A 7588-nucleotide genomic window follows, 5' to 3' on the forward strand; every position below is an offset into this window, starting at 1 on the left:
GCCGACGAATGACGCAGGCATTCCCTCACCGCTCTCCGACTCGGCGCGTTTCTTGATCAGGGCAATGACGTCCGTTGCGAATTGATCGGCCATTCTGTTTCCTGTCTTTCTTTCCCGCGTTTCGACCTGGACGCGGCTCAGTTCCTGAGGCGCGCCGCCTCGCGAAAATAGCCACCACGCTTGTGCGACTGACAAAGCCCAATGCTCATAAAGCCGGATCAGGTCCGGCCGGTGTGTGGCGTAGGTGCAGTATGACGATGTGAGCCGCTACACCGTGCGCGTCTCCCAGTCTGTCCATAGGCTCGGAAGAAGTCGGACAGTTTGACATGGCCGGTCAGTTGCAACTCCCTTTCCCAACACTCCACTGCCCGGTAGAGCGCATGAAAAATCTCCTTTCGGGCGGTTTCTTAAGACGCTCGCCACGCCATGAGGCAGTGGGGCATCGGTGTCCGTCAGGTGCTTCTGCCCATGCAGGATTCCACAACATTGATGAAATCGTTTGTTTCGATGAAAGGCATCCACACTTTGGATAGTTGACCACGCGTTTCAAAGGTCGTGAACTACATCTCCTCGTTGTGCTCGACGCACTCCCGACAGAGCGCAACCTCATGGGCGCGGCATGCAAGATTAACCGAGCCCAGCCGGTCATGAGTGCGGCCGGCGCTCGGCTGCTCGATTATTTGCGCGATGAGCTCGCGACCATGTCCGCGGAGGTATTCAAACTTAACGCTGCGTCCGGGAGCTCTTGCCCTCCAGTTCGCGACGCTCTCCTGCCCATCCAGTGCTCGTTTATTTCGTCGGATAGTTTGACCCGGCTCTACCGAATCGCCGCTTCAGGATCATTCTTTCCGATTTCGTCACGCTCGTATTTCTGCCGCGCCCTACACCGATTAGGCGCGAACAAACTGAGCGCCTTGGAACCCGAACCCGTGCGTCGTGACCGGGAGCATCCGGGGCGAACTCATGCGCTCGGGGGCATCGCATCACCGGACGGCGACAGGCACGGTCGACCGGCATCTCGGCATCGGCTGGGAATTCGTCCATGGTCTGCATTGACGACGCTTCCTGAGGCCACGTAGCTCTTATGCCAAGCTGGGCGCCCGGGTCGAGCGCGTAATGACGACAATTGCTTCGCTACAGGTCAAACGCTTTCCGGGCCACCTGCAAAGTCTTCACCCGGCCGTACAGCGCCCAAGACCACTGATGTGATCGACAAGAGCCTTGTTGATAAATCTGCGCTATTCTCCTGTCGCGCACGGACGACCGCGTGGCGAAGAGCAGGGTCCGAGATGAGAGCCCTGCCGCGCAGCTTCTATCGTCGCGCCTCGTTTGCGGCATCCGTGCCTACCCTCTTCGGACCTCGTGGGTTCCAACCGGCGGCGAGGCGTGCATAGGCGCCCTCGGCCTGCTCCACCCAGCGGCGCTCTTCTTCCCGGTGGCTCTTTATGTTGTAGGCGTGCGCGGCTCCCTTTTGGCCGCGCACAGCCTTGCTCCCGGCCTTGAGTTCCACATCGCGCAAGCTTCTTGGCATGCAGGGAGGGTCGAGCCCACGCGTAACTCTCGCCCTTCATCAACAGATGCCAGATCACGACAGAGAGTTTGCGTGCGGTTGCCACGGCCGCGACATGCTGTCCGCGCCGGGCTCGCACGCCGCAGGGAGAAGGCTCGCAACGGTCCGGGAGCACGAGCGGCCGCCCAGGCCGCCTCGACGAGCATGCCGCGCGCATGACCACGGCCCTGCTTGGTGATCCGCCCATGGTAGGCCGGACCTGGCCGGACTGTCGGACGCTTGGGTTCAACCCGAGATAGGTCACGAGCTTCTGCGGATCGTCGAAGCGCGACACGTCGCCGATCGCCGCCTTCATCGCCAGCGCGACGGTGATGTCGACGCCGGGAATGGTCATCAGCCGCTTCACGCCTTCATCCTCGAGAGCCGAGCGGGCAAGATCGCGTTCGATGACCTGGAGGTCTTCGCCCAATCGGTCGAACTCGCGCAGATGCCGATCGATCGCGAGGCGCTCGTCCTGCGGTACGACCTGCTCGATTAACCAGGTCCGACCCTTGGCGCCGCACAGGTCGGCATGCGGGCAGGACGGGATCAGGTGGCTATGAAGGATCGACTGGATGACGGTCTTCAATCGAGATCTCTGTCGGACAATCTGATTGCGCCGTGTCACCTGTCGACGCAGAGCCTGCGTCGGCTCGTCCGCAATCCAGACTTCTGGCAAGAAGCCGCTGGCATAGAGCTGCGCAAGAACGTCGGCCTCGATCGTCGTTTTGATCTTGGCATAGGCAATGATACGCACCTGTTTCGGGTTGCCGATCCCCACCTTCTTCACATGCGGCGCAACCACAGCCGTAGCGGACGTCGCGTTGCCGGTGGCCTCGATCACCCCGACATCGTTCGGCGACAGCTTCGCGGCGAACGCCGCCAGCAGATCGCGCCGCATGTCGACGCGGCCGAGTCGCCTGAGCCTGCCATCCTCCCATGCCACTGCTTCGGCGAAGGCGCGGTGAATATCCAGTCCGATGATGCGCATGCCCGTTCCTCCTTCTTGGCTCGGTCAAAGACGGGAGCTGGCGGGTAACACGACATCTACTGATCCGCGCTCGCAGCGCCTCCGGGAAAGTCGCGAGGGGCGGCGATGTAACGAGCTCGGGCTCTCAGCCCACGGTCTATTGACGGCCTGCCTGCACCTTCGTGCTCCCGGTGCCCCACGTCCCGGATGGGCTCACCATAAGGGCGTTCCAAAACAAGAACGGCAGGACGAAAAGGCACCACAGATCACCACCGGATAACAGCAAGGCCAAGCGCTTCGTTCAGACAGGCTTGCGCCAATGGGCTTAGGCCGAGCCTACAACAGCTCTCAAAAACGCTGCCGAACTGCTGCATTGGCTTCGCCGATACAACACAGGCCTCACGGCAGCTTAGGATCAAACCGCCCATCAGTCGCCTCGGACCACGCCTTGCTAGGTCGGGGCCGCCGAAGACGCTGGTTGATAGCCCGGCGCCATCGGCCCGGCATTTCAAACCGCCAATCTCTGACCTGCACAGTACGTACGATTGCTCGCTTCGGCAGATCACGCGGCTCATATGTCGGACCTTAACGTCATCCATCATAAACTTTTTGCGACAAAAGATTGCAAGAATGCTAAATTGTTAAAGTCGTTTGTTTCGGTTAAAGGCATCCATCCCATGGATGGCTGATGACATGCGTTTCAAAGGACTTGATCTAAATCTCCTCGTTGTGCTCGACGCACTCCTGACGGAGCGTAATCTCTCGGCGGCGGCACGCAGGATCAACCTGAGTCAGCCCGCCATGAGTGCGGCCGTCGCCCGACTGCGCGATTATTTCCGCGATGAACTGTTTACGATAAGAGGTCGCGAACGATTTCTAACCCCGCGTGCGGCAGCATTTGCCCCCGCAGTTCGCGACGCTCTCCAGCACATCCAGTGCTCGATTATTTCTTCGGATCCGTTTGACCCAGCTCGAGCCGATCGCCTCTTCAGGATCATTCTTTCCGATTTCGTCACGCTCGTGTTTTTCGAAAAGCTTGTGGAGCGTATTGCACGGGAAGCCCCCGCCGTCAGCTTCGAACTGCTGCCTGTCGACGATAGCCCCGATGAGCTTCTCCGGCGCGGTGACGTCGATTTTCTAATTCTACCGGATATGTTCACGTCGAGTGTGCATTCAAGCGTTCCGCTGTTTGACGAGAAGCTCGTGTGCGTAGGCTGTCCCACAAACAAGCAGCTGCCACAGCAGCTTACATTCGAGAGATACATGTCGATGAGGCACGTCGCGGTCAGGTTCGGGCGTACGATGAAGCCGTCTATCGAGGAATGGTTTTTGCTTGAGCATGGCCTTAAGAGACGTGTCGAGGTCGCCGTGCAGGGCTTCAGCATGATTCCACCTATGGTGTCCGGCACAGCTCGTATAGCGACCATGCCCTTGCGGCTGGTCAGGCATTTCGAAAACACGTTCCCCCTGCGGGTTATCGAACTTCCGCTGCCATTTCCCACATTCACCGAGACCCTCCAATGGCCGGCCCTCCACAATAGCGATCCGGCAAGCATCTGGATGCGGGAGATAATGATGCAAGAGGCATCTCGGATGGCTGTCCCGCTGTGAACCCACGGAAAATTCAGGCGCACCTATAGTCACTACTCCTGTCACCATCTACTCTGACGACAATAGCCCTCGCCGGATAAAGTCGATGCTGGCGGCAAGTGCGCCTGCGAGATCGTCCAGAGAATGGACTTCCTCGACCAGCTCGAACGAGAAAGGTCCCGCGTAGCCGCCATCCAGCAGCGCCTGAATCTGGCTGCCATTGTCGGAACCTGCAAGAAAGCGATCGGGGTAAATCCAGAAGGTCGGGTCGTTTACGCTTGAAATGTGCACCAGGCCGGTAAGCTCGCAGAACAGGCATGTCTCCCCGGCCAGGGTGTGGTGGAACGTGTCGTGCACGAGGCGAAAGACGGACTGGCCATCAACCGCGGCAACGGCCTCGGCCGCTTCCTTCTTTGATCGAAGCGAGCAGGTTCGGAAACCCAGCGGCTCGATAAGACCGATCAGACCCCGCGACTGGAGGATTGGCTTGATCTCGTTTAGAGCGAAACGAAGATTGTCCTGGCGCTCGCTATTGGTGGGCCACGAGCTGCGGTTGGCCGGCACCAAAACGAGCGTCTCCGCCCCGCACGCCGTCGCATAATCGGCGAGGTTGCTTGCCTCGGCCTGACGCGTTGGAGTCCAGTCGTTGAACCGCTGCAAGGCGTTGACAGAGATGATCGTGATGCCCGCTTCGGTAGCGGCAAACCGGACGTCCGCAGCCGGAATGCCGCGTGCGACAGGATTGCTGAAATGAGGGTAACGGATTTGGACGTCGGTCAGGCCTTGGTCACGGGCAAGCGCGAAAAGCGCACTGACGTCAAGGCGGGGCGCCGCCATGTGATCGAGTGCAAAGCGGGGCGATACCTGGCGCATTGCTTGACTTTCCTTCCATGAAGCGCGGCTGCCATTTCGGCATCCGGCTTCTTTCAAGACGGAACCACGCCGGTTCACAGATCGGACAGAGACGGCCGAGTCAATCGAGCTTTCCTTTCATCGGTGAAAGGAAAATGGGCGCTCATGATAGAAATCCATCAAGCTCAAATATTTTCCGGAAGATAAATGTCGAACGGCAGAAATGTCTGCCCCGGGCTCTCCGCGACGCCGGCTTTGATGGCCCGCTCCATTGCCATTATCAGCTCCTGGCAAAGTCGGCGCATTGGCGTGCCGACCGCCATCGTCAAGATGTCATCCGCAAGCGCCCCACGTGACTGCGGCGTCATTTCACTCACGATCGCGACGAGATCCTGACCGCTCCCCTCTTCTCGGAGCGCGGAAATTGCCCCCTCTATCCCCCCGCCGGCCATATAGAAGCCGACGAGCTCTGGTTCCCGCTGCATAAGATCCAGCAATTTTTCGTAAGTGAGCTGCCGTTCATCAAGGTTCACGAGCGCATCAAGCACCTCGAATTTTGGCGCGTTCTCACGAAAATACGCACGAAAGGCCGTTTCCCGCGTCGCATGCGCCTGGAAGCGATGGCTTCCGACAAACACCGCCACCTTGCCGGGCCGTTTTGCGGTCTTGGAAAACACCCAAGCGGCAGTCCGTCCGACCTTGCTGTTGTTGAGGCCGATGTAGCCCTCGCGCACGCCATCGGCGAAGTCGGATAGCAGCGAAAATACCGGGATACCTTTCGCCTTGAGCTCCTCGACTGATGCTGTGATTTTCGGGTGATCGGCCGCCACCATGGCGATCGCCTGGCAGCGGCTCCCAAGGTCCTTAAGAAGCGGGAGCAGGTCACGCGGCAAATGTGACTGCGCGAACTCGATGATCGGAAGGCCGTGGAAGGATTTAGCCATACTGACCGACTCTTCGATCTTGCGAGCGAAATCTTGGTAGAAATCGTGGGTAGGTTTTCTCAAGATGAAGCCCAGCTTGTAGTGCGGCAGGTGCTGCTGCAAGCGCTGTTTGATGAGACCGGCAGCATGATAGCCGATCGCGTGCGCGGCCGCATGGACCCGCTGGGCGGTCTCCTCTCGCACCGGAAGGCGGACGTTCAGAACCCGATCGACTGTTGCTACGCTGACTCCGGCTTCGCGGGCGAGATCGGCAATTGTGACGCGCTTTCCCCTAGCGATTCTGATCGGCCGGTCCTCCATCATCCGGTGCGCTCCCGCGACGGCTTGGGGCGGCAAGCTGAAATAGTTCCCACACCCGGCGGTTGATAGCGCATTCGACGAACAGCGCTCCATGCGCACCCAGATGAGTTTCCGTGAACCGTTCGTTTGCTTAGGGGCTTCATGGTGTTGTATTACTCACTGCGTTAGTACTCTATTTCCAGCGCTCTTTGGAGGCTGGCAATTCGACTGTTGTGGCAAGGCCGCGACTTACACGTCGCGCTGTTGCGATTTTGCTTGCGGGGAGCCAGTTTGATGTAACCCTAACCGCGGAAAGCGGCTTCCATCCGTGACTGGTCCAATTCGCCTTCCCAGCGAGCGACAACGAGCGATGCCACCGCATTACCGACTAAATTCGTCAGCGCGCGGCATTCCGACATGAAGCGGTCCACGCCAAGAATTAGAGCCATTCCGGCAACGGGAACACTCGGCACGACAGAGAGAGTAGCGGCCAATGTGATGAAGCCGGCGCCGGTGACGCCTGCCGCACCCTTCGAGGAAAGCATCGCAATTAGCAGCAGGAGGATCTGATCGGCAATTGACAAATCTGTGTTCGTCGCCTGCGCGATGAAGAGGGCGGCGATCGTCATGTAGATATTGGTACCGTCCAGATTGAATGAGTATCCAGTAGGGATGACGAGACTTACGACCGAACGCGCGGCGCCGGCCTTCTCCATCTTCTCCATGAGCGAGGGCAGCGCGGCCTCCGAGGAGGACGTTGCCAGGACAAGCAGCAGTTCGTCCTTGATGTAGCGGACAAGAGAAAAGATCGAGAAGCCGTTGTAGCGGCAGACCGCGCCGAGAGCCCCGAACACGAAGAGGAAGGCGGTAAGATAGAACGTCGCGACCAGTATCGCGAGGTTGGCCACCGAACCGATACCGTATTTGCCGATCGTAAAGGCCATTGCGCCGAAGGCGCCGATGGGTGCAGCCTTCATCAGAATGCCGACGAGCTTAAAAATGGGGGCGGTAAGCGCCTGGAGAAAGGTAACGACCGGCCTGCTCGTCTCTCCGGTCATCGCCAAAGCAATGCCGAACAGGACCGAGAAGAACAAGACTTGCAGGATGTCGCCTTCCGCGAAGGCACTGGCAATCGTTGACGGGATGATGTTCATCAGGAAGCTGGTCACGGACTGCTCGTGAGCCGTGGCCACATAGCCCTTAACGGCTTGGACATCGAGCGAGGCCGGATCGATGTTGAGGCCGGCGCCAGGCTGAACGATATTCGCGACAATCAGTCCGACAACGAGTGCAAGCGTCGAGAAGGTGAGGAAATAAACCATCGCCTTGGCGGCAACTCGGCCGACCTTCTGCAGATCGCTCATGCCGGCAATGCCGGTCGCAATTGTCAGGAAGATGACAGGT

General features: G+C 59.2%; 5 protein-coding genes and 1 pseudogene. 2 read left to right on the forward strand and 4 right to left on the reverse strand.

The window, feature by feature from the left end:
* Nucleotides 1-533: 533 nt before the first annotated feature.
* Nucleotides 534-871: pseudogene (locus EN742_RS40245) on the forward strand (LysR family transcriptional regulator); the annotation flags it as partial.
* A 367-nt stretch (nt 872-1238) separates the two neighbouring features.
* On the opposite strand, the gene EN742_RS17025 reads toward EN742_RS40245, so the two are convergent.
* A complete protein-coding gene (locus tag EN742_RS17025; RefSeq protein WP_236473627.1) occupies nt 1239-2540 on the reverse strand; it encodes an IS110 family transposase in 1302 nt (433 codons plus the stop codon).
* Between the two features lie 672 nt (nt 2541-3212).
* Here EN742_RS17025 and EN742_RS17030 point away from each other — a divergent pair.
* The gene (locus tag EN742_RS17030; protein WP_091600624.1) at nt 3213-4130 is read left to right on the forward strand and encodes a LysR family transcriptional regulator; all 918 of its coding nucleotides are present in this window, start codon (nt 3213-3215) and stop codon (nt 4128-4130) included.
* Nucleotides 4131-4178: 48 nt separating this feature from the next.
* On the opposite strand, the gene EN742_RS17035 is transcribed toward EN742_RS17030, so the two are convergent.
* From EN742_RS17035 to dctA, 3 genes are all read right to left on the reverse strand, one after another.
* On the reverse strand, nt 4179-4982 hold the full coding sequence (locus tag EN742_RS17035) for a TIM barrel protein (RefSeq protein ID WP_091600623.1): 804 nt from the start codon (nt 4980-4982) through the stop codon (nt 4179-4181).
* 164 nt (nt 4983-5146) lie between these two features.
* Nucleotides 5147-6208 carry a LacI family DNA-binding transcriptional regulator gene (locus EN742_RS17040; protein WP_091600622.1) on the reverse strand — a complete coding sequence of 354 codons (1062 nt, stop codon included), beginning with the start codon at nt 6206-6208 and terminating at the stop codon, nt 5147-5149.
* A 278-nt stretch (nt 6209-6486) separates the two neighbouring features.
* The coding region (dctA, locus tag EN742_RS17045) for a C4-dicarboxylate transporter DctA (protein ID WP_128333055.1) at nt 6487-7588 on the reverse strand (1102 nt) is incomplete at its 5' end.

The sequence above is a fragment of the Mesorhizobium sp. M4A.F.Ca.ET.020.02.1.1 genome, assembly GCF_004022645.1.
In the GTDB taxonomy this organism is placed as follows: Bacteria; Pseudomonadota; Alphaproteobacteria; order Rhizobiales; family Rhizobiaceae; genus Mesorhizobium.